The organism is Microbacterium ureisolvens (assembly GCF_015278315.1).
GTDB classification, from domain to species: domain Bacteria; phylum Actinomycetota; class Actinomycetes; order Actinomycetales; family Microbacteriaceae; genus Microbacterium; species Microbacterium ureisolvens.
This window is the reverse complement of the sequence record NZ_JADIJE010000010.1, coordinates 71,561-90,804: the sequence shown is the minus strand read 5'-3', so window position 1 is coordinate 90,804 and position 19,244 is coordinate 71,561. Positions and strand designations below refer to the sequence as shown.

The following is a 19,244-nucleotide window of genomic DNA, read 5'->3' as shown; positions in this document are numbered from 1 at the left end:
GACCGGCCGCGACAGCGGTCAGCTGAACCAGATCTCGAGCTCGCGCGCGGCGGACTCGGTGCTGTCGGAGCCGTGGACGAGGTTCTGCTGGACCTTGAGTCCCCAGTCGCGTCCGTAATCGCCGCGGATCGTGCCCGGAGCGGCCGTCGTCGGATCGGTCGTGCCGCCGAGGGACCGGAAGCCCTCGATGACGCGGTTGCCGGCGAGACGGATGGCGACCGACGGGCCCGACATCATGAACTCGAGCAGAGGCTCGTAGAACGGCTTGCCCTCGTGCTCGGCGTAGTGGCGCTCGAGCCGCTCTCGGTCGGGCTCGACCAGCCGGATGTCGACGAGGGCGTACCCCTTCGCCTCGATGCGGGCGAGGATCGCGCCGGTGAGGCCGCGAGCGACGCCGTCCGGCTTGACGAGGACGAGGGTCTCTTCGATGGCCATGCGAGTCTCCGTTTCGGGGGTCAGGCTTGTTCGGGGGTCAGTGCTCTTCGGGAGGATGGGCCGCGAGGCGCGCATTGCGCCGGTCGAGAGCTGCCCCCTTGATCGTCGCATACCCGTACATGCCGCCGAAAATGAGGGCGACGAGCGCGAGTGCGGGAACGAGGAGGGCGCCGAGCGCCACGACGGCCTGCAGCACCCAGCCGAGCGCGATCCCCCAGGTGTAGCGCACGACGCGGGTCGTCGCAATCATCAGCACCGCGACCACGGAGCCCGCGACGATGCCCCACCACGGCTCGATGCCCGTGGGCAGCGCCTTGAGGCCGTAGATCACGAGTCCCGCGAGGAACGCGATGATCGACTCGAAGCCGAGCACGATGGTCGCGAGCGACTCGGCGGCGCCCCGGGGCCGGCGGGGCTTCGGCTGCCCCTCGGCGCTCACTGCTTCCACCCTGCCTTCCAGTCGTCCGCGCTCGCGAGGGCGAGCGCCTCGCCCGCGAGCACGACCGAGCCCGCGATGACCACGGCGCGGCGATCGGATGCCGCAGCCCACGCCCTCGCCGCGTCGGCGGCGTCGGCGAGGTCGCGGTGCACCGTGACGCGCAGATCGTGACCCTCGGCCAGATCCGCGATCGCGTCGGCATCCTCGGCGCGGTCCGAGTCGGGCGCCGTCGCGAACACCTGCGCCGCGACCGGCGCGAGCTCGGCGACGATGCCGGCGGCGTCCTTGTCGGAGAGCACCCCCAGCACCACGCCCCACTCGTCGAAGTCGAAGGCCTCCCGCAGTGCGGTGACGAGAGCCCGCGCGCCGTGGGGGTTGTGTGCCGCGTCGACGAGCACCGTCGGGTTCGCCCCGACCAGCTGCAGACGGCCGGGTGAGGTGACGCTTCCGAGGCCCTCGGCCAGGACGTCCCCCGCGATGCGCTGGGAGCCGCCGCCCACGAGCGATTCCACGGCGGCGATGGCCAGGGCGGCGTTGAATCCCTGGTGCCCGCCGTAGAGCGGCAGGTACTCGTCCTCGTAGGTGCCGGCAAGACCTCTGACCGTGATCTGCTGCCCGCCGACGGCGAGCCGCTGCTGGGCGAGCGCGAACTCGCCGCCTTCGAACGCGATCGTGGCGCCCTGCGCCTCAGCGGCTTCGCGCAGCACCGCCTCGGCGGCGGCATCCTGTCGCGCCGAGACGACGGCGGCGCCGTCCTTGATGATGCCGGCCTTGACGTGCGCGATCTCGGCGATGGTGTCGCCCAGGCGGTCGGCGTGGTCGAGGTCGATGGGTGCGAACACCGCGACGTCGCCGTCGGCGGTGTTCGTCGAGTCCCAGGACCCGCCCATCCCCACCTCGAGCACGAGAACGTCGATCGGCGCGTCGGCGAAGGCGACGAAGGCCAGGACCGTGAGCAGCTCGAAGAACGTGAGCGGCGCATCGCCGTTCGCCTCGAGCTCGGCGTCGACGATGTCCACGAACGGCTCGATCTCGTCCCACGCATCGGCGACGGCGGCATCGTCGATCGGCTCGCCGTCGACCATGATCCGTTCGGTGAAGCGCTCGAGGTGCGGGCTCGTGAAGAGGCCGGTGCGCAGGCCGTGCGCGCGCACCAGGCTCTCGATCATGCGGCTCGTCGACGTCTTGCCGTTCGTCCCCGTCACGTGGACCACGCGGTACGTCTTCTGCGGGTCATCGAGAAGCTCGAGCACGCGGCGGGTGCGCTCGACGCGCGGCTGCACCCACCGCTCGCCCTGCCTCTGGAGCAGCGCCTCGTAGACGGCGTCGGCGCGGCGGCGGTCGCGGTCGCTCATGCCGAGGCCCCCGTCCGTCCGACCGAGACCGTGAAGGCGCCGCGGTTCGCGTACGTGCCCGCGTCGATCACAGCCTCATACTCCACGGGCGCCTGTCCGTCGCCCGCGGTGGCGAGCTCCGCCGTGCGGGTGCGCACCGAGTGCGCGACCGCCAGGGTCTCGCCGGCGACGTCGGCCGCCTCGAAGGCGGATGCGACGGCCTCGCCGTCGGCGGCCTCGTCGAACAGCAGTCCCAGTCGGATGCGGTCGCTCACGTCGAAGCCCGCCGCCTTGCGCGTGTCCTGCACGGCGCGGATGACGTCGCGCGCCAGCCCTTCGGCTTCGAGCTCGGGCGTCGTCGTCGTGTCGAGCAGCACGAATCCTTCGCCCGCGAGCAGGGCGATCGCCGTGCCTTCGGCGACCCCACCCGCCTCGAGGGTGAGCTCGTACTCCCCCGGTTCGAGGGCGATGCCGTCGACGACCACGCCGCCGTCGCGCTCCTCCCACACGCCCGCCTTCGCGCCGGCGATGACGTGCTGCACCTGCTTGCCGAGGCGGGGCCCGGCCGCGCGCGCGTTCACCGACAGGCGCTTGCTGATGCCGTAGCGCTCCGAGACGTCGTCGCCGAGCTCGATCAGCTCGACCGATTTCACATTGAGCTCGTCGCGCAGGATGCCGTCGAACTGGCCGAGGGACGCGGCATCGGCAACCGCGACCGTCAGGGTGGGAAGCGGCAGGCGCACGCGACGGCCCTCCTTCTTGCGCAGGGCATTGGCGACGCTGGATGCCTCGCGCACCGCGTCCATCGCGGCGCGGATGTCGTCGGCCGCCGGGAAGGCGTCGGCGTCGGGCCAGTCCTGAAGGTGCACGCTGCGCCCACCGGTGAGCCCCTGCCAGATCCGCTCGGACACCAGCGGGATGAGCGGTGCGGCGACGCGGGTCAGCGTCTCGAGCACGGTGTAGAGCGTGTCGAACGCCTCGCGGCTCTTCGGGTCGTCTGACACGCCTACCCAGAAGCGGTCGCGCGAGCGGCGGATGTACCAGTTGGTCAGCGCCTCGGCGAAGTCGCGAAGCTTCGCCGCCGCGAGCGTGGAGTCGAGCACTTCGAGGTCGGCGGCCACGTCGCGCACCACGTCGCCCGTGAGCGCCAGGATGTAGCGGTCGAGGACGTCGGTCGAATCGGTGCGCCACGTCGCCTGGTAGCCCTCGCCCGACCCGCCGTCCGGGGCCGCGCCGGCCGCGTTGGCGTAGGTCGCGAAGAAGTACCACGCGTTCCACAGCGGGAGCAGGAACTCCCGGACGCCCGCGCGGATGCCCTCCTCGGTGACGATGAGGTTGCCGCCGCGCAGCACCGAGCTCGACATCAGGAACCAGCGCATCGCGTCGGAGCCGTCGCGGTCGAAGACCTCGCTGACGTCGGGGTAGTTCCGCAGCGACTTCGACATCTTCTGTCCGTCGCTGCCGAGCACGATGCCGTGGCACGACACGCCGGTGAACGCCGGACGGTCGAACAGCGCGGTGGAGAGCACGTGCATCACGTAGAACCAGCCGCGAGTCTGCCCGATGTACTCGACGATGAAGTCCGCCGGCGAGTGCTCGTCGAACCACTGCTGGTTCTCGAACGGGTAGTGCACCTGCGCGTAGGGCATCGACCCGGAGTCGAACCAGACGTCGAACACGTCCTCGATCCGGCGCATGGTCGATCGGCCCGTCGGGTCGTCGGGATTCGGACGCGTGAGGTCGTCGATGTACGGGCGGTGCAGATCGACCTCGCCCTCGGCGTTGCGGGGCAGGCGGCCGAAGTCGCGCTCGAGGTCCTCGAGCGAGCCGTACACATCGACGCGGGGGTGCTCGGGGTCGTCGCTCTTCCACACCGGGATGGGCGAGCCCCAGTACCGATTGCGGCTGATCGACCAGTCGCGCGCTCCTTCCAGCCACTTGCCGAACTGGCCGTGCTTGACGTTCTCAGGCACCCAGGTGATCTGCTCGTTGCCCGCGAGCATGCGGTCCTTGATCTCGGTGACGCGGACGAACCAGCTCGACACCGCGCGGTAGATGAGGGGGTTCCGGCACCGCCAGCAGTGCGGGTACGAGTGCTCGTAGCTCGCCTCGCGGAGCAGGCGCCCCTCCTGGCGCAGCAGCCGGATCAGCGGACGGTTGGCGTCCATCCACAGCTCGCCCGCGACATCCGTCACCTGCGGGAGGAAGCGTCCGCCGTCATCGAGGCTCATGATGAGCGGGATGCCGGCGGCCTCGGTGACCCGCTGGTCGTCCTCGCCGTAGGCCGGCGCCTGGTGGACGATTCCCGTGCCGTCACCGGTCGTGACGTAGTCGTCGACGAGGATCCGCCAGGCGCCCTGGGTGCCCCACGTCGCCGCGTCGGCGTAGTAGTCGAAGAGGCGGTCGTAGGTGACGTCCTGGAGGTCGGCACCCAGGAAGGTCTGCTCGATAGCCGCGCGGGCGGCTTCCACCGAGTCGTAGCCCAGGTCCTTCGCGTAGCCGGCGAGGAGCTCCTCGGCGAGGAGGTAGCGGTGCGACTCCGCCTCGGCGGGCTCGTCGTCGCGGTGCACGTCGGCAGCGCCGTTCGGCCCGCCGGGCAGCACGACATAGCGGATGTCGGGACCCACGGCGAGGGCGAAGTTGGTCGGCAGGGTCCACGGGGTCGTCGTCCACGCGAGCGCACGCACGGCGGTGAGCCCGAGGGCCTCGGCCTTCACTCCCGTCAGCGGGAAGGTGACCGTCACCGACGGGTCCTGACGCATCTTGTAGACGTCGTCGTCCATGCGCAGCTCGTGCGCCGACAGCGGCGTCTCGTCGCGCCAGCAGTAGGGCAGCACGCGATGCCCCTCGTAGGCGAGGCCCTTGTCGTAGATCGTCTTGAACGCCCAGAGCACGGACTCCATGTAGCTGAGGTCGAGCGTCTTGTAGCCGCGCTCGAAGTCCACCCACCGCGCCTGGCGGGTGACGTAGTCCTCCCACTCGCGTGTGTAGGCAAGCACGGACTCGCGCGACTTGGCGTTGAACGCGGCGATCCCCATCGCCTCGATCTCGCTCTTCTCGGTGATGCCGAGCTGCTTCATCGCCTCGAGTTCGGCGGGAAGACCGTGGGTGTCCCAGCCGAACACGCGGTCGACCTTCTTGCCGCGCATCGTCTGGAAGCGCGGGAAGAGGTCCTTCGCGTAGCCGGTCAGGAGGTGGCCGTAGTGCGGGAGGCCGTTCGCGAAGGGCGGGCCGTCGTAGAAGACCCACTCCTCTGCGCCGTCGCGCTGGTCGATCGAGGCGCGGAAGGTCTGGTCGGCCTCCCAGAACGCGAGCGTCTCGCGCTCGATCTCGGGGAAGCGAGGGCTGGGGACGACGGGGCTCACTCCGGCCGCCGAGGTCGTCGAGGGGTCGGCCGCGGGCCCGAAGGCGGAAGGGCGGGGGTAGGTCATCTTCTCTCGCAGGTGCTCGCTCGTGTGCTTCCTGCGGGGACGACCCGTCTGGAGTCCAGACCGACCGCGGTACCACCCTGCATTGGCGGCTCGGGCCCTTCGACAGGCTCCGGGACCGAGCGCCCTCTCTCACTGCGGCTGTGACGGGCCTGACCCGCTCGGTTCTAATGGGGACCGGAGTCCTGTTCTTCCGAGAGCTCCCCGGTGATGGCCGGATCCGCGCTGGTCCGACGATTCTACCGTGGGCGCGCAAGGGGGAATGCGGAGGGCGCCGCCGCGGTTTCTGGACTCGTGCCAAGATTGACGTCCGTGACCGCCGCCGCACCCGCATCCGCCGCCGCACCCGAAGCAACACCCACGCGCCGCGTCGCGTGGGCATCGATGGTCGGCACCTCCCTGGAGTCGTTCGACTTCTACCTCTTCGCCTACTTCTCGGCCTTCTTCGTCGGACCGCTGTTCTTCGATCCGCTCGGCGCGTTCGGCGCGACGAGCGCCGCCTTCCTGACGATCGCCCTCGCGTTCGTCGTGCGGCCCGTGGGCGCGATCATCTTCGGGTACATGGGCGACCGGGTGGGCCGTCGCGCGACGCTGCTGTGGACCGTCGCCATCATGGGCATCGCGACCGGCCTCATCGGCCTGCTGCCGACCTACGCGCAGGCGGGCTGGATCGGCGCGGTGCTCCTGATCCTCCTGCGCATCGTCCAGGGTCTCTCGCTCGGGGGCGAATGGGGCGGATCCATCCTCATCGCCACCGAGAACTCCGGTCCCCTCAAGCGCGCGTTCTACGCCGCCGTCCCGCAGCTCGGCTCCCCCGTCGGCTCCATCCTCTCGGCCGCGGTGTTCCTCGTCCTGACCGCGGTGCTCCCCGCCGAGCAGATCGCAGAGTGGGGCTGGCGCATCCCGTTCCTCCTCGCGCTGCCGCTGCTGCTGGTGTCGCTGTACCTGCGCTGGTCCATCTCCGAGACGCCCGTGTTCCGCAGCGTCGTCGCCGAAGGCCGTCGCGACCGGGTGCCGTTCCTCACGATGTTCGCCAAGCGCCCCGGGGCGATGGCGATCGCCATCGGTGCGGCGCTCCTGGGCATCGGGTCGTATTCGCTGATGAACACGTACACCGTCAACTACGGCGTGGCCCAGCTCGGCTTCAGCTTCCAGGATCTGCTCGTCGCCACCACGATCGGCGGCCTGCTGCAGCTCATCACCATCCCGCTCTTCGGTGCCTGGGCGAGCCGGGTCGGCTCGGCGAACGTCGTGGCGTGGGGCGCGCTGGGGACGCTGCTCATCACCTTCCCGATGTACTTCCTGCTGCAGTTCGCGACCTTCCCGATCCTCGTCGGAACGATGATCGTCGGCGGCATCCTCCCCACCATGGCGTGGGCGGCGCTCGGCGGTCTCATGAACGATCTGTTCCCCGACAGCTTCCGCTACTCGGCGCTGTCGTTCTCCTACGCCCTCGCCGCGACGATCAGCGGCTTCGTGCCGTACCTCACCCTGATCCTGGGTGAGGGCACCGGCTACGCGTGGTGGCATCCCGGGGTGATCCTCGCGATCATGTCGGCCGTCACGCTGGTGTCGGCGTGGCTGGCGGCCCGCCGCGGTGTCGAGCCGGAGCTGGCGACCGACCCGGCGACCGCCACCGCGAACGCGTGAAGCGGGGCGGATGCCGGTGACCCCGGCATCCGTCCGCTTTTCCGGGGTAGGAGCACCCCGGGCTAGAATCGAGCGACATCCCACACTCAGGCACGCTCACACAGTGCCGCACATATCGCTCGAGGAGTTCTCCATGACCGACGCCCGCCCCGTTCAGGGACAGATTCCGGACAAGCCCGCACTGGAGGGCCTCGAAGAGAAGTGGGATGCCGCGTGGTCCGCGCAGGGCACGTACCTCTTCGACCGCGCCCGTGCGGCGCAGGTGGGTCGCGGGGGCGTCTACTCGGTCGACACTCCCCCGCCGACGGCCTCCGGAAGCCTGCACATCGGGCACGTGTTCTCGTTCACTCACACCGACCTCAAGGTCCGGTACGAGCGCATGCGGGGCAAGACCGTCTTCTACCCGATGGGCTGGGACGACAACGGACTGCCGACCGAGCGCCGCGTGCAGAACTACTACGGCGTGCGCTGCGACCCGTCTCTTCCCTACGACGCCGGCTTCACACCGCCGTTCGAAGGCGGCGACAACAAGTCCAGCCGCGCGGCCGACCAGGTGCCCGTCAGTCGCCGCAACTTCATCGACCTCTGCGAGAAGCTCACCGTCGAGGACGAGAAGCACTTCGAGGCTCTCTTCCGTCAGCTCGGCCTGAGCGTGGACTGGACCCAGACGTACCGCACGATCTCGGACGACACGATCCGCACCAGCCAGCGCGCGTTCCTGCGCAACCTCGAGCGCGGCGAGGCCTATCAGGACCTCGCTCCCACCATGTGGGACATCGACTTCCGCACCGCGATCGCTCAGGCCGAGCTCGAGGAGCGCGAGCAGCCCGCAGCCTTCCACCGCGTCGCGTTCCACCGCGCCGACGGGTCGGGCGACGTGCACATCGAGACCACCCGGCCCGAGCTGCTGCCGGCGTGCGTCGCGCTGGTCGCCCACCCCGACGACGAGCGCTACCAGCCGCTGTTCGGCACCACCGTGCGCACGCCGCTGTTCGACGTCGAAGTGCCCGTGCTCGCCCATCCGCTGGCGCAGCCCGACAAGGGATCCGGCATCGCGATGATCTGCACGTTCGGCGATGTGACCGACATCATCTGGTGGCGCGAGCTGAACCTGCCCAACCGCACCATCCTCGGGCTCGACGGGCGGGTCATCGCCGAGGCGCCCGAGGCGATCGCGACGGATGCCGGCAAGGCGGCGTACGCCGAACTCGCCGGCAAGACGGTGTTCAGCGCCAAGAAGCGCGTGGTGGAGCTCCTCCAGGAGTCGGGGGACCTCATCGGCGACCCCAAGCCGTTCTCCCACGTCGTGAAGTTCTACGAGAAGGGCGATCGCCCGATGGAGATCGTCTCGACGCGCCAGTGGTACATCCGCAACGGCGCCCGCGACGAGGCTCTGCGCGATCGGCTCATCGCGCTCGGCAAGCAGATGTCGTGGCACCCGGACTTCATGCGCGTGCGCTTCGAGAACTGGACCAACGGCCTCACCGGCGACTGGCTCGTCTCGCGCCAGCGATTCTTCGGCGTGCCGATCCCCGTCTGGTACGCGCTCGACGAGAACGGCGAGCGCGACTACGACCGCGTGCTGACGCCCGAACACGCATCGCTGCCCATCGACCCGTCCACCGACGTGCCCCCGGGCTACTCGGCCGACCAGCGCGGCGTGCCGGGCGGCTTCGAGGGCGAGAACGACATCTTCGACACCTGGGCGACCTCGTCTCTCACGCCGCAGCTCGCGGGCGGCTGGGACCGCGACCCGGAGCTGTGGGACCTCGTCGCGCCGTTCGACCTGCGCCCCCAGGGCCAGGACATCATCCGCACCTGGCTGTTCTCGACGCTGCTGCGCAGCGCCCTCGAAGACGGCCGCGCGCCGTGGACGGATGCCGCGATCTCGGGCTTCATCGTCGACCCCGACCGCAAGAAGATGTCGAAGTCGAAGGGCAACGTCGTCACGCCGGCCGACATCCTCGCCCAGCACGGTTCGGACGCCGTCCGCTACTGGGCCGCCTCGAGCCGGCTCGGCACGGATGCGGCGTTCGACCCGCAGAACCCGACGCAGGTCAAGATCGGGCGCCGCCTCGCGATCAAGGTGCTCAACGCCGCCAAGTTCGTGCTGTCGTTCCCGGTCCCCGAAGGCGCCCAGGTCACCCACGCGCTCGACGCGTCGATGCTCACCGCCCTCGACGGCGTCGTCCGCGAGGCGACGAAGGCGCTGGACGCGTACGACCACGCACGGGCCCTCGAGGTGGCCGAGTCGTTCTTCTGGACGTTCTGCGACGACTACCTCGAGCTCGTGAAGGAGCGCGCCTACAACCAGACCGACGTCGGACAGGCTTCTGCCGCGCTGGCCCTGCGTATGGCGCTGTCGACGCTGCTCCGTCTGTTCGCGCCGGTCCTGGCGTTTGCAGCCGAAGAGTCGTGGTCGTGGTTCAACGACGGATCCGTCCACAACGCCACGTGGCCCGTGCCCCTCGGCATCGAGGGCGACCCCGCGGTGCTGGAGGTCGTGGGCGAAGCGCTCATCGGCATCCGCCGCGCCAAGACCGAGGCGAAGGTGTCGCAGAAGGCGGCGGTGTCGCACGTGACGATCGCAGCGCCCGCCGACGCCGTCGCCGCACTGCGGCTGGCGGAGGGCGACCTGCGCGCCGTGGGCCGCATCGCCGAGATCCGCTATGCCGACGCCGAGACCCTCGCCGTGACCGACATCGAGCTCGCCCCGCAGGAGGACTGACATGCAGCTCGGAACACGCTGGACCTCGGGCGAGGAACCGCCCTCGTCGGTACCGGAGGCATTGCGCCGCGGCATCCGCGCCGTCGACGAGACGATCCCCGCGGACCAGCTGGGACAGCCGCGTCCGCGCTGGACGCTGACGTGGCTGGAGGGCAGGCCGATCGCCGAACTCGACACCGGTGTGATCGTCTCGCTCAACGCGAACGGCGAAGCCGTCGCCCGGAACGATCCGGACGACGGCTTCGGGTGAGCCTCTGGGTGCTCACTCCTCCGGCGCGTCGTGCTTCGACGCCTCGAGGAGGAGCCTGACGGCGACGAGCGTCGCCACCAGCGTGACTCCCGCCGCGAGGAGGAACGGCAGCCGCAGGTCGACCCGCGCGACCCAGCCGCCGAGCAGCGTCGCGAACGGGAAGATCCCCCAGGTGAGGGTACGGCCGATGCCGAGCACCCGGCCGAAGAGGTGCCCAGGGACGATGGTCTGGCGGAGCGCTCCCCACGGGACGTTCCACACCGACACCGCGGCCGCCATCAGGCCGTACGCGACGGTGCCCGAGATCGCCTCCGGGGCCGCCCACACCCCTGCAAGGCTGATCGCCGCGACGAAGTTCGCCCCGAGCATCACCCGCCCGCGCCCGAATCGCGCCACGAGCGACGACGCGATCAGCGACCCGCCCAGTCCGCCGACCCCGATGCCCGCGGTGACCAGGCCGATCGCAGCCGGGGCGACGTGGTGCACGTCGAGGAAGTACAGGAACACCGGCGCCTGCGCGAAGGCGAACGCCGAGCCCACGATCGAGGTGAAGATCACCATCGAACGCAGGAAGCGGTGGTGCCAGAGGTACGACAGCGCCTCGCGCGCCGACACCTTGGACGGTGCGGCAGGAGCCGTCGGTGCGACGGCCTCCTCAGCGGCGGCGAGCGGATCGCCCGCGGCGATCGACGCCTCGGCGCGCGTCGGCGTCACCTCCGCTTCGCGCAGCGGTCGTGCCGCCGACAGCGGGAGGAGGCTGGCGAGCACGATGGGCACCAGGTAGCCCGCCGCGCCCACCCACAGGGGCAGCGCGAGGGAGACGGCGAAGAGCACTCCGCCGATCGGCGAGGAGATGAAGCTGTCGATCGTGATCTGCGCCGCCTGCAGCCAGCCGTTCGCGCGGTCCAGCGCCGGGCGCTTGACGACGCTCGGCACGACGGCGTTGGTCGCGTTGTCGAAGAGGGTCTCGCCGAACCCGAACACCAGGACACCCGCGTAGAGCCACCAGATGTCGAGGGCGCCCGACACGGTCAGCAGCGCGAGGGCGACGGCCGCGAGGCCCCGGATGCCGTTGGCGATGGCCATGATCCAGCGGCGGTCGAAGCGGTCGACGAGCATTCCCGCGGGGAGGCCGAACACGAGCCACGGCAGGAATGCCAGGGCGCTGATCGCCGAGATCGCGAGCGGATCGCGAGTGAGGGTGGTCGCGATGAGCGGCACCGCGACGCGGCCCACGCCGTCGGCGAGGTTGCTGAACGCGGCCGCGGTCCACAGCTTGCCGAAGTCGCGGCCGAGCGGGACCCTGCGTGCCCGCCCGGCCGTCGATCCGGTGCGCTCGGCCGTGTCGATGCTCTCGCTCATCGCGGAATCATCCCGATGGCGCCGAGGGCCTCGGCCTCTCGGCGTGCGCCGGCCGCCACGTCCTGAGCGGTGAGCGCGCGGCGCTGGGCGGCGTCGTGGCGCCGCTCGACGCGGCCGAGGGCGTAGGCGCCGAGAGCGGCTGCTGCGCGCAGCAGCGTGCGGTCGAACCGTGTCGCGGAGCTCTGGAATCCGCGTACAGCGAGTTCGTCTGCCGTGATGGTGGTCATGACTGTTCTCCTAGTTGCGGGAGCGGGAACAGGTCGGCCCGGATGGTGACGGGGCGGACGTTCTCGCCGGTCTGATTGCGGTAGTTGTCGACGGTCTCGTCGATGAGCGCCATGATCTTGAGCGACAGCTCCTTGCTCTGCTCGGGGGTCAGGCGGGCTGTGGCTGTGGAGATGAGCGTGCCGTCGCGCCAGATCTCGTCCTCCCCGCCGATCCCGCGGTTGACGAAGTCCAGCAGCTGCTCATTGCGGTTGCGCAGGAACTCGTTCATCACGACCTGCGTGGCTGCGCGTCCTGCGGGGGTGGCGATCGCGTCGGGGCTGGCGAAGGAGACGCCTCCCACAGGGCGCTCCCACCACCGCTCGCGTCCTGTGCCGCGGTCCTCCGCTTCGCGGATGAGGTCCTGCTTGGCGAGGGCCCGCAGGTGGTAGCTGGTGGAGCCGCTGGACTCCCCCAGGCGCTCGGCCAGTGAGCTCGCGGTCTGCGGGCCGTACTGGCTGAGGATGTCGTAGATCTTCACCCGAAGCGGGTGGGCCAGAGCGCGCAGCGCACCGGTGTCGAGGACGCGATCCTCGCTGTGGCGCTGCTCGGAACGGGCCATCGCGGCGGCGGTCGCGTCCTTGTCGTTCTCTGCCATGCCTTCAAGATAGCGATGCAAAGAACTCTTTGCAAGTATTTCTTTGCAATCTATTCTTTGCAAAAGATCGGCGGCATCGGGGCGGCGGGTGATTAGGCTGTACGCCATGCCGATCGACAACCCGCTGCTCGTGTCCAGCACGCTCCCGTACGCACTGCCCGACTACGCCGCGATCCGGCCCGAGCACTACCTGCCGGCATTCGAGCACGCGTTCGCCGTGCACAGCTCCGAGGTGGCGGCCATCACGAAGGTCCGGTCGATGCCGACGTTCGAGAACACCTTGATCCCTCTGGAGGAGAGCGGCCGTCTGCTGGGTGACGTCTCTCGTGCGTTCTACACCGTCTCCTCCGCCGACGCGACGCCGGAGATCCAGGAGATCGAGGAGCAGCTCGCACCGCTGATGGCCGCCCATCAGGACTCGATCCAGCTGGACTCGGCACTGTTCTGGCGCATCAGGACGATTCACGAGCAGCTTGACGACCTCGACCTCTCCCCCGAGCAGCGCTACCTCGTCGAGCGCCACTTCACCGAGATGTCGCACGCCGGCGCCGGCCTCGACGACGAGGCCAAGACCCGACTGAGCGAACTCAACCAGCGCCTGTCGACGCTGACCACGCAGTTCGAGAAGAACCTCCTCGCCGACACCAACGACCTTGCCGTCGTCTTCGACGACGCGGCCGACCTCGAGGGGCTCTCCGAGGGGGAGCTCTCCGCCGCGGCGCAGGCTGCGGCCGATCGGGGCCTCGACGGCAAGTGGGTCGTGACGCTCACGCTCTTCACCGGACACCCGTACCTGTCGAGCCTCACCCGCCGCGAGTCCCGCGCGCGCCTGCTCGCGGCATCCCGTTCGCGTGGCTCTCGCGGCAATGAGCACGACAACCGCGCCACTCTTCTCGAGATCGTCCGGCTGCGCGCCGAGCGCGCGGCCCTGCTGGGGTACGACTCGCACACCGCGTACGTGACCTCGGACCAGACCGCGGGCTCACCGGCAGCCGTCCACGATCTCCTGCGCCAGCTGGCCGTGCCCGCCGCCCGCAATGCACGCCGTGAGCAGGAGAAGCTGCAGGCGATCATCGACCGCGAACCCGCGCCTTTCCCGCTGGAGGCTCACGACTGGGCGTTCTATACCGAGAAGGTGCGCTCGGCGGAGTACGACCTCGATCGCAGTGCGCTGCGCCCGTGGTTCGAGGCCGAGCGCGTGCTGCACGACGGCGTCTTCCGTGCCGCCACCGACCTGTACGGCATCACGTTCTCCGAGCGCACCGATCTCGGCGGCTACCACCCCGACACGCGGGTCTTCGAGGTGCACAACGCCGACGGGTCGGCGCTCGGCCTGTACATCCTCGATCTCTACACGCGTGACACCAAGCGCGGTGGCGCGTGGATGAACTCGATCGTGCTGCAGTCCCGCCTGCGCGGCACGGCGCCGGTCGTCGTGAACAACCTGAACGTGCCCAAGCCGGCGGCCGGACGCCCGACGCTGCTGAGCCTCGACGAGGTCACGACGCTGTTCCACGAGTTCGGCCACGCGCTTCACGGCCTCTTCGCCACCGTCACATACCCGCACTTCGCCGGCACGAACGTCTACCGCGACTTCGTGGAGTTCCCAAGTCAAGTGAACGAGATGTGGATCTACTGGCCCGAGATCCTCGCCTCCTACGCGCGCCACATCGACACCGACGAGCCGCTGCCCGCGGAGGTGGTCGAGAAGCTCCACGCTTCGGAGGCCTTCAACCAGGGCTTCGCGACCAGCGAGTACCTCGCAGCCGCATGGCTCGATCAGGCCTGGCACTCTCTCTCGGTCGACGAGGCGGCCGCCGAGCTCGATGTTGCGGAGTTCGAGTCGGCCGCGCTGGCCGACATCGGCCTGGACAATCCGGCCGTGCCGACGCGCTACTCGTCCACCTACTTCGCGCACGTGTTCTCGGGCGGCTACAGCGCGGGCTACTACTCGTACATCTGGAGCGAGGTGCTCGACGCGGACACCGTCGAGTGGTTCCGCGAGAACGGCGGCCTGCGCCGGGAGAACGGCGACCGCTTCAGGGACCGCCTGCTGGGAGTCGGCGGGTCCAAGGACCCGCTCGAGGCCTACCGCGACTTCCGCGGGCGTGACGCCGAGATCCAGCCCCTCCTCGAGCGGCGCGGGCTCGCCGACTAGCGAGCGCTGTCGCGAGCGGCCGCCCACGCGGCGGCGGCCGCTCGCGACGGCACGCCGAGCTTCGTCCGCGCATTGGCCACGTGGCGATGCACGGTGTGGACGCTGAGGAAGAGCTCGGTGGCGATCTGGGCATCGGTCATCCCTCGCACGACGAGGCGCAGCACCTCGAGCTCGCGGGCCGAGATCGGCGCCGCGGGCGAGGAGGGTGCCGGGTGCTGCGCGGAAACGGAGGGCAGCGGCTCCCTCTCGAGGATGTCGGCGGGAACACCGTCGAACTCCAGCACGCGACGGAGGAGCCCCGCCGCGTCGCCGTGCCACGGATGGTGATCGGCGCCGTCGAGAACCTCGAGGCGCGCGCCCGGTATGGCCGATGCGGCCGCTGCCCCCAGTGCCAGCGGGATCGCGCGATCACCCCGACGGTGCAGCACCAGCGTGGGCGCGCGCACCTGTGAGGCCGCCGCCGTGGCGTCGAAGGAGTACACCGCCTCCAGCCCTGCGGCAGCCGCCTCGGCGGTCGCCGTCGAGCGCTGGTGGCGGGCGTAGGCCCGGCGCTGCTCCGGGGTCGCGTCGGGGTAGAAGATGTCCGACATGACGCGGGAGCTCAGGCCCCAGCTGCTCCTCACCAACTCGACGAGCGCCGCCCGATCGCCGGGTGGCGCGATCGCCGACCCGTCGAGGTAGGCACCGGAGAGCACCAGCCGACGCACGCGATCTGGGTGGCGTGCCGCGAACTCCACGGCGATCGCGCACCCCGACGATCCCGCGAAGAGAGTCGCCGTGGGCGCGCCGGAGGCGTCCAGAACCGCCTTCATGGCGTCGATGTGCGGCTCGAGGCGTTCGGGCGTCGCACCCCGGGATCGCGACATCCCGCTGCCGGGCGCGTCCAGACGGATCACCCGGCGGTGGCGTGCCATCGCCTCGACGAACGCCCGGAACGGCGGATACTCCCAGTCGCGCTCCAGATGACTCATCCACCAGCCGCCCACGAGCACGGGCTCTCCGGCGCCGGTCTCCGACCACGCCACGTCATCGGATCCCGACCAGGCGTACTGCACGCGCACCGGGCTGGACACGAGATCAGTATGGGCCACGTCCCGGCCCGCATACAGCGGGCCGGGCGGCGAGGTCGAAGCGGCCCGGAGGGGCGGGATCGTCACGGGTCCAGCCGGTAGAACGACCAGGTGGGGTGATCGATCGCGAGGCGAGCCGCGCGGCGGAGGCCCGCCCGAGCGCTCCACGCCAGGACCGTCGACGCTCGCAGCACAGCGCCGTGTGCCGGTCCGGTCCCCTCGGCGAGGGTCGCCGGCAGGCAGTGAAGGACGCTGAAGGCGGAGAACATCCGATCCAGCGGTCCGCCGGGCGCCGTGAACTCGTCGTCGACCTTGGCCTCGCCGACGAGCACCGCACCGTCGGGTGCCACCATGGCGGCCAGTGAGGCGAGTGCGCGCTGCGGATCACTCATGTCGTGCAGGGCGAGGAAGACGGTGACGAGGTCGGCCGGCTGGTCGACGACGGCACGCAGCCGCGCCTGGTCCCCCACATCGGCGCGTGCGAAGCGCACCCGGTCGAGGACGCCGGCTGAGGCGGCGTTGCGTCGGGCCTCCTCGATGGACGCGCCGTCCAGGTCGACGCCGATCACCTGTGCGAGCGGAAAACGGCGCGCAAGGGCGACGGTCGACCACCCCGTTCCGCATCCCGCGTCGAGAATGACGCCGCCGTTCTCCAGGCGCGACGCGATGTCCGGCAGCTGTTCCAACCACATCGCGAGCGCGTGCGTGTATCCCGGCCGGTGGATCGCTTCCAGGCCATGGCGCACCGGGGCGCCGAAATGCGCGAATGCCACCGCGCCGTCGTCGCTGAAGGATTCGGCTACGGCGTCGAAGGTCGACGCGACGCCGGCGAACATCGACGCCAGCCCGGCACCGTGTACGGGTGAGGTGGGATCGAGCAGCACCGCACGATGGGCGCGCGGAATCCAGTACCGCCGCGGCGAATCCAGGTCGACCTCGAGCAGTCCGGCCACCGCCTGCTGGTCGAGCCACTCGCGCACCTGGCGCTCACCGTATCCGGTCAGGCGCGCCACATCGGGCGCTGTCACGATGCCGGCGCCGTCGATCGCGGAGTAGAGACCCAGGCGACGGCCGAGCTCGACCGTGAGCAGCTCGAGAGCGGGACCGACCGACTCGAGCAGTCGCTGCGCGAGCGCGGCCGCCTTCTCCTGAGTGGACGCAACCGATTCCAACAGCACGTCGGCGTCGTCGAGGGTGTTGATCGACATCTCTGTTCCTTCCTTGCGACCTTGGGGACGCTCCCCGGCTGGCATCAGTTCACCGCCGTGCGTGGCGCCTCGGCATCGGCAGGATCTGCCATCCCGGGGCGCGGCCGCGGTGGCCGGAACGGGCCATTGCACCCGCCGGAGGATCGTCGTCAACGCAGCCAGCGCATCGTGCCGATGGCGCGCTGGTGCTTGAGTGCCACCCACGTCGCGTCGGCGCGTGCGACGAGACCGCCCGCCGCGTCGACCATCGCCGCCGATGTCTCGTAACGCCTCCCGTGCTGCTCCCGGGTCCAGCTGTGGACGACGAGATGTTCGCCCACGCGAGGGCGCCTCTCGACGCACGCGGTCATCGTGCCGAGGAGGCACACGGTTCCCTCCGCCAGCGCGCGTGCGGGGTAGCTCGGGCAGTCCAGTGCGGCCCACACGGCCGGATACCGGGCGAGACCGGCATGCGCGAACCGGACGTCGACGGTCCAGGGCGCCACGAGGCGGTCGGAGGAACCGGGCACGAAGCCCGGCGTGACATGCATCCCGTCCGCGCGGTCCGTTCCGCAGACGACGCAGTCGGAGAGCGGATGCCGCACCCCGGCGAGCGGGTGCCGGGCCCGGGCAGCGAGAGCCTCGGTGAAGGACGGAGCGGCCGGGACCGGATGGTCGCCGGTGAGTCGGCCGGGGCGCGCGCGGGCGACGACGCGACGACCGTCCCAGACGATCGCGCCGCCTGCGACGTCATCGCGCACCTCCAGCTGTCGCGCGAGCGGGATCGGTCGCTCGAGGACGACGGTGACGCTGTCGGCCTCGACGTGCTGGGCGATGGACCCCGCGGCGAATCCGCCGTTGGCGTGGCGACGGGGTCCGTTCAGCGTCCGTTCGATGAACAGGTCGCCGATCCGGGCGCCGACTGTCGCGCCGGCTGTGGGGGTCGTCGCGCGGGCTGTCGCGCGCGCCGCGTGGGCGGACGATTCGTCGCGAGTGGACGATGCCACCGGCGAGGACGACGTGGCTTCGCGGAGTGACGGTGATGTGGATGTGGACATGCCCCGAGTACACCGGCTGGGCGCGTGTCGCCGCGTCGCCCGGAGTCGCCATTCGGATGATGGCCCGATCGGGCCATCATCCGCGGCGAGGCAGAGGCATCAAACGGCGCCGGGCTCTCCCCAGAGGGTGCGTCAGCCAAGCCCACCGCTGCCGCAGCGACTCACAGCACTCCGATCTCGCGCGCGAACGCGCGCACGCGGTCGGCCATGGCTGCGGGCACTTCTGCGACAGCGAAGTGCCCGCCCTCGTCAAGCCGCTCGAACGTGCGCAGGTCGAGGTAGAAGCGCCGGGCGAGCGACTCGGGGTAGTCGCCCTCGTGCCGTTGGATGTGGACGGATGCCGGAACCTCGACCGGCGGCATCACATCCGGTTGGTCGGCGCCCTCGTAATACGGCCGGAACGACGTGCCGATGCTCTGCGTCGTCCAGTAGATCATCGCCTCGGTGAGGATCCGGTCGCGGGAGATGCGGCGCTCGAGGTCACGCGGGTCGGCCGCGGGCGTGTCGCTCCACTCGACCAGCTTCTCCGTCAGCCACGCCAGAAGCCCCGCGGGAGAATCGTTCAGCGCGGCCGCCAGGGTGTCGGGTCGAGTCGCCTGGACGTGCCCGTAGGCGCCGTTCGCGCCACCCCACTGCTCCAGCCTCGCGAAGAACGCGACCTCGTCGGGCGCCGTCAGCTCGGCGCGCTCGGCCGAGGACGGGAAGTGCGAGTGAGTCGCGATGATCCCCGACACCTCGTCGCCGTATGTGCCCGCGATCAGGTCATTGACGTTCGCCGACACGTCCTCGCCGTAGGTCAGGTACCGGTCGTAGCCGAGCACCTCGGACATCAGGGTGTGCATCGTGGCGGCCAGCCGCGTCTCGGTGACGGGACCGTCGGCGTAGGCGCTCGAGTAGGCGAAGCCCGGGAAGCTCGGCACCACGACGTGGAAGTCCGGCAGCAGATCGGCGAAGTCCAGCTGCAGGGCGAAGGTGTGCGGCCAGCCGTGCATCACGAGGATCGCGGGAGCGTCGGCGTTCTCGGACCGCAGGTGGGCGAAGTGGACGGTGCTGTCGCCGATGTCGGCGAGGAACTGCGGGTGTGCGTTCAGCCAGCGTTCCCGTGCGCGCCAGTCCCATGATCGCCAGCTCGTGACGAGCTCCGCGAGATAGCCGGCGGTCATCCCGGAATCAGGCCGCCGCGGCGAGTCGGGAAGCGGGCGGAAGCGCTCGAGGCGGTTCCGCAGGTCGGCGAGGTCAGCGTCGGGGACGTGGACGGCGAAGGGCCGGATGCTCATTCCGGC

The 19,244-nt window shown here is 70.3% G+C and carries 15 protein-coding genes; 4 read left to right on the top strand and 11 right to left on the bottom strand.

Features of this window, described 5'->3' with window-relative positions:
* Positions 1-18: 18 nt before the first annotated feature.
* The 4 genes from ndk to ileS are packed head-to-tail and all read right to left on the bottom strand — an operon-like array spanning position 19 to position 5,639.
* Complete coding sequence (ndk, locus tag IM767_RS15320) at positions 19-435, bottom strand: nucleoside-diphosphate kinase (RefSeq protein WP_109211188.1); 417 nt, start codon at positions 433-435, stop codon at positions 19-21.
* Between the two features lie 37 nt (positions 436-472).
* On the bottom strand, positions 473-883 hold the full coding sequence (locus IM767_RS15315) for a DUF4233 domain-containing protein (RefSeq protein ID WP_109211187.1): 411 nt from the start codon (positions 881-883) through the stop codon (positions 473-475).
* Complete coding sequence (locus tag IM767_RS15310) at positions 871-2,229, bottom strand: bifunctional folylpolyglutamate synthase/dihydrofolate synthase (protein WP_109211186.1); 1,359 nt, start codon at positions 2,227-2,229, stop codon at positions 871-873. The genes IM767_RS15315 and IM767_RS15310 overlap by 13 nt, the downstream gene beginning before the upstream one ends.
* Positions 2,226-5,639: an isoleucine--tRNA ligase gene (ileS, locus tag IM767_RS15305; RefSeq protein WP_109211185.1), complete on the bottom strand. Its 3,414-nt coding sequence runs from the start codon at positions 5,637-5,639 to the stop codon at positions 2,226-2,228. Before ileS ends, IM767_RS15310 begins: the two co-directional genes overlap by 4 nt.
* A gap of 309 nt (positions 5,640-5,948) precedes the next feature.
* Here ileS and IM767_RS15300 point away from each other — a divergent pair, with 309 nt between their 5' ends.
* The 3 genes from IM767_RS15300 (at position 5,949) to IM767_RS15290 (ending at position 10,264) form a co-directional block, all read left to right on the top strand.
* Complete coding sequence (locus IM767_RS15300; RefSeq protein ID WP_239453395.1) at positions 5,949-7,286, top strand: MFS transporter; 1,338 nt, start codon at positions 5,949-5,951, stop codon at positions 7,284-7,286.
* A 133-nt stretch (positions 7,287-7,419) separates the two neighbouring features.
* Entirely contained in the window at positions 7,420-10,014 is a 2,595-nt protein-coding gene (gene valS, locus IM767_RS15295) for a valine--tRNA ligase (RefSeq protein WP_109211184.1), read from the top strand.
* Between the two features lies 1 nt (position 10,015).
* The gene (locus IM767_RS15290) at positions 10,016-10,264 is read left to right on the top strand and encodes a hypothetical protein (RefSeq protein WP_109211183.1); all 249 of its coding nucleotides are present in this window, start codon (positions 10,016-10,018) and stop codon (positions 10,262-10,264) included.
* 12 nt (positions 10,265-10,276) lie between these two features.
* Here the strand turns inward: IM767_RS15290 and IM767_RS15285 are convergent, their stop codons facing one another.
* From IM767_RS15285 to IM767_RS15275, 3 genes are read right to left on the bottom strand one after another with little or no spacing between them, the layout of a single operon-like run.
* Entirely contained in the window at positions 10,277-11,626 is a 1,350-nt protein-coding gene (locus tag IM767_RS15285; RefSeq protein WP_109211182.1) for an MFS transporter, read from the bottom strand.
* Positions 11,623-11,853: a hypothetical protein gene (locus IM767_RS15280; RefSeq protein ID WP_109211181.1), complete on the bottom strand. Its 231-nt coding sequence runs from the start codon at positions 11,851-11,853 to the stop codon at positions 11,623-11,625. Before IM767_RS15280 ends, IM767_RS15285 begins: the two co-directional genes overlap by 4 nt.
* Positions 11,850-12,488, bottom strand: coding sequence for an ArsR/SmtB family transcription factor (locus IM767_RS15275; protein ID WP_339327404.1), 639 nt, complete (start codon positions 12,486-12,488; stop codon positions 11,850-11,852). The genes IM767_RS15280 and IM767_RS15275 overlap by 4 nt, the downstream gene beginning before the upstream one ends.
* A 106-nt stretch (positions 12,489-12,594) precedes the next feature.
* Here IM767_RS15275 and IM767_RS15270 point away from each other — a divergent pair, with 106 nt between their 5' ends.
* Positions 12,595-14,646, top strand: a complete 2,052-nt coding sequence (locus tag IM767_RS15270) for a M3 family metallopeptidase (RefSeq protein WP_109211180.1) — start codon at positions 12,595-12,597, stop codon at positions 14,644-14,646.
* On the opposite strand, the gene IM767_RS15265 is transcribed toward IM767_RS15270, so the two are convergent.
* The 4 genes from IM767_RS15265 to IM767_RS15250 all read right to left on the bottom strand — a co-directional run bounded on the left by IM767_RS15265 (position 14,643) and on the right by IM767_RS15250 (position 19,238).
* A complete protein-coding gene (locus IM767_RS15265; protein ID WP_198426003.1) occupies positions 14,643-15,719 on the bottom strand; it encodes an alpha/beta fold hydrolase in 1,077 nt (358 codons plus the stop codon). The genes IM767_RS15270 and IM767_RS15265 overlap by 4 nt on opposite strands.
* An 80-nt stretch (positions 15,720-15,799) precedes the next feature.
* Complete coding sequence (locus tag IM767_RS15260; protein WP_162564331.1) at positions 15,800-16,924, bottom strand: class I SAM-dependent methyltransferase; 1,125 nt, start codon at positions 16,922-16,924, stop codon at positions 15,800-15,802.
* 149 nt (positions 16,925-17,073) lie between these two features.
* Positions 17,074-17,910, bottom strand: a complete 837-nt coding sequence (locus tag IM767_RS15255) for a hypothetical protein (protein WP_109211178.1) — start codon at positions 17,908-17,910, stop codon at positions 17,074-17,076.
* Between the two features lie 212 nt (positions 17,911-18,122).
* Entirely contained in the window at positions 18,123-19,238 is a 1,116-nt protein-coding gene (locus IM767_RS15250) for an epoxide hydrolase family protein (protein ID WP_109211177.1), read from the bottom strand.
* Positions 19,239-19,244 lie beyond the last annotated feature (6 nt).